Origin of the sequence: Streptomyces sp. NPDC006265, from assembly GCF_040613555.1 — a bacterium.
Lineage (GTDB): Bacteria > Actinomycetota > Actinomycetes > Streptomycetales > Streptomycetaceae > Streptomyces.
Window position 1 is genome coordinate 1 of the sequence record NZ_JBEXSH010000919.1, and the last position, 3,477, is coordinate 3,477.

At 72.0% G+C, this 3,477-nt stretch carries 3 protein-coding genes; 1 reads left to right on the forward strand and 2 read right to left on the reverse strand.

The window, feature by feature from the left end; translation table 11 throughout:
- Positions 1–154 precede the first annotated feature (154 nt).
- Complete coding sequence (locus ABZ281_RS42740) at positions 155–913, reverse strand: TIGR00730 family Rossman fold protein (RefSeq protein ID WP_053671679.1); 759 nt, start codon at positions 911–913, stop codon at positions 155–157.
- Positions 914–1,032: 119 nt separating this feature from the next.
- Entirely contained in the window at positions 1,033–2,112 is a 1,080-nt protein-coding gene (dapE, locus tag ABZ281_RS42745; RefSeq protein WP_356663456.1) for a succinyl-diaminopimelate desuccinylase, read from the reverse strand.
- A gap of 85 nt (positions 2,113–2,197) precedes the next feature.
- Here dapE and ABZ281_RS42750 point away from each other — a divergent pair, with 85 nt between their 5' ends.
- Positions 2,198–3,178 (forward strand): heavy metal transporter, encoded by a 981-nt coding sequence (locus ABZ281_RS42750; RefSeq protein ID WP_356663458.1) that lies wholly within the window; start codon positions 2,198–2,200, stop codon positions 3,176–3,178.
- Positions 3,179–3,477: the final 299 nt, after the last annotated feature.

Sequence of the window (3,477 nt, forward strand, 5' to 3'; positions counted from 1 at the left end):
GAGAGCGTGGGGGAGCGTGCCGGGCGTCGCGACGGGGCGAACGTTGCCTGTCGCGGCACTGGCCCGGGTACCAGGGGGCTCCGCCCCCTGACCCCGGCCTATGTCCTCCCGCCACCCCAAGCGGTCGGACAGAAAGCGGGGCTCGAAGAGCCCCTCAGCGGCCCGCCTCCTTCGACACCAGCGCCACCGCCTCGTCCACGTCGTCCGTCACGTGGAACAGCAGCAGGTCCTTCTCCGCCGCCTTGCCCTGGGCGATCACCGTGTCGCGGAGCCAGTCGACCAGGCCGCCCCAGTAGTCGCTGCCGAAGAGGACGATCGGGAAGCGCGTGACCTTCTGGGTCTGGACCAGCGTGAGGGCCTCGAAGAGCTCGTCGAGGGTGCCCAGGCCGCCGGGCAGGACCACGAAGCCCTGGGCGTACTTGACGAACATCATCTTCCGGACGAAGAAGTAGCGGAAGTTCAGGCCGATGTCGACGTACGGGTTCAGGCCCTGCTCGAACGGCAGCTCGATGCCGAGGCCGACCGAGATGCCCTTCGCCTCCAGGGCGCCCTTGTTGGCCGCCTCCATCGCGCCCGGGCCGCCGCCCGTGATGACGGCGAAGCCCGCGTCGACCAGGCCCTGCCCCAGTCGCACGCCCGCTTCGTACTCGGGTGAGTCCGCCGGGGTCCGGGCCGAGCCGAAGACGCTGATCGCGGGCGGGAGTTCGGCGAGCGTGCCGAAGCCCTCGATGAACTCCGACTGGATGCGCAGCACGCGCCAGGGGTCGGTGTGGACCCAGTCGGAGGGGGCCCGCTCGTCCAGCAGCCGCTGGTCGGTGGTGCTGGCCTGCACCTGGTCCCGCCTCTGGAGGACCGGGCCCAGGCGCTTTTCCTCCGGCGGCTGCTTCTTCCCCTCGGGGTTGCCGGTCGCCATGTGCGCTCCCTCCGTCGTGCCTGTCTTTCCACCTCAGCGTAGATCTACGCGGGTTACGAACGAGGGACGTGAGCATGTCCGCGATGAAGCGCCGTAAACCCGCGGGCGTCCCGGTGGGGTCAGGCGGTCAGCCAGTTCCGCAGGCGCTCCTCGCCCGCGAGGATCTTGGCGATCTCCACACGCTCGTCCCGCTTGTGCGCCAAGTGGGGGTTGCCGGGGCCGTAGTTGACCGCCGGGACACCGAGCGCCGAGAAGCGGGAGACGTCCGTCCACCCGTACTTCGGCATCGGGGTGCCGCCGACCGCTTCGATGAACGCCTTCGCCGCCGGATGGGACAGACCGGGCATCGCCGCGCCGCTGTGGTCGACGACCTCGAACTCCTCCACCCCGCAGTCCGCGAAGACCTCACGGACGTGGGCGATCGCCTCCTCGGGCGTGCGGTCGGGGGCGTAGCGGAAGTTGACGGTGACGACGCACTCGTCGGGGATCACGTTGCCGGCCACTCCCCCGCCGATGCCGACCGCGTTCAGGCCCTCGCGGTACTCCAGGCCGTCGATGACCGGCCGGCGCGGTTCGTAGGAGGCCAGGCGGGCGAGGATCGGGGCGGCGGCGTGGATCGCGTTGGAGCCCATCCAGCCGCGTGCCGAGTGGGCCCGCTCGCCCGTGGTCTTCAGCAGCACCCGCAGCGTGCCCTGGCAGCCGCCCTCGACCTGGCCGTCCGACGGCTCCAGGAGCACCGCGAAGTCGCCCTCCAGCCAGTCGGAGTGCGTCTCGGAGACGTGCTTGAGGCCGTTCAGCTCCGCGGCGACCTCCTCGTTGTCGTAGAAGACGAAAGTCAGGTCGCGGTTGGGGGCGGGGACCGTGGCCGCGATGCGCAGCTGCACGGCGACGCCCGACTTCATGTCGCAGGTGCCGCAGCCCCACAGCACGCCGTCCTCGTCGAGCCGGGACGGGACGTTGTCCGCCACGGGGACGGTGTCGATGTGCCCGGCCAGGATCACCCGCTCCGAACGGCCGAGGTTCGTGCGGGCCACGACGTTGTTGCCGTACCGGTCGACCGTCAGGTGGGGCAGCGCACGCAGCGCGGTCTCGATCGCGTCCGCGAGCGGCTTCTCGGTACCGCTCTCGGAACGGAAGTCGACGAGCCGGGCGGTGAGCTCCGCGGCGTCCAGCGTGAGGTCAAGCGAGGTGTCGGCCATGCCGTCGACCCTAACGCGCCAGGCCCGGGCCTCACTGTCCACACCCGGCTCATGCCACTCCGTACTCTCCAGTACCTTGTACGGCGTGCCAGAGCCGTCCTCTCCCAAGCGCCGTGGCCGCGCCTTCCGATGCGGAGCCGCCCTCGTGGCCCTGCTCGCGGTCGCCGGTTACCTCGTCGTGCAGTACATCACCGGGGGCTCGGGGGGACCGGGCTGCACGGTGGTCTCCGGCAAGGGCGACGGGGCGTCGTACGAGTTCACGCCCGAGCAGGCGGTGAACGCGGCGACGATCACCGCTGTGGGGACCGCGCGCGGGCTGCCCGAGCGGGCCGTGACCATCGCGCTGGCGACCGCGCTGCAGGAGTCGGCCCTGCGCAACATCAAGCACGGCGACCGGGACTCCCTCGGCCTGTTCCAGCAGCGGCCCTCGCAGGGCTGGGGAACGCCGAAGGAGATCATGGACCCGACGTACTCGGCCGGTGAGTTCTACGACCACCTGGTCAAGGTGCCCGGCTACACCCGGCTGCCCCTCACCGTCGCCGCGCAGCGCGTGCAGCGCAGCGGTTTCCCGCAGGCCTACGCCAAGCACGAGCCGGATGCCGCGCTGCTCGCCGCGGCCCTCACCGGGCAGTCGGCGGCCACGCTGACCTGCGAGGGCCGCCCGGCCGCGACCCGGGCCTCGGGGCCGGACGGGGTGCGGGCCGCGCTCGTGCGGGACTTCGGACGGGATGTGCTGGAGCCGGCCGGTGCCCAGGTGGGCGGTTCGTCGACGGCCACGCCCACGCCGTCCCCGAGCGCCACGGACGGGACCGGCGGGCGGACCGTGACCCTGCCGGTCGGCGCAGACACCACGTCGGGCACCGGGCGGAGCCTGGACCAGCGCGGCTGGCAGCTGGCGCACTGGGCCGTGGCCAACGCCTCCGAGCTGCACATCGCGCGCGTCACCTACGCGGGGCGGGAGTGGGTCGGCGGGAACACGGCCAGCCAGTGGCGGGAGCCGGCGGCGAAGGGCACGGCGGGCGCGGAACGGGACGGGGACGCCGTCCGTATCGTCACGGTGGGCTAGGGCTGGGCTAGGGCTCTTCTGATGGATCTCCGTGGAGGAAGGAGCGGTGTTCGGTGCGTGCTCTCGGCGTGCCGGGCGGAAGCCCTCGTAGCGGAGCTGCTAGTGCCGCGGCAGGCAACGTTTGCCCGTTGAGGAGCGGCGTCCGGTACGTGCTCTCGGCGTGCCGGCCGGAAGCCCTCGTACTGGACGTACGTGGGGTTTCGGCCGGTGTGGCGAGTGGGGGTACCCCCTGCTCGAGCGGAGTCGAGAGGTTGGGGGAGCATGCCGGGCGCCGCGACGGGGCGACCGTTGCCTGCCGC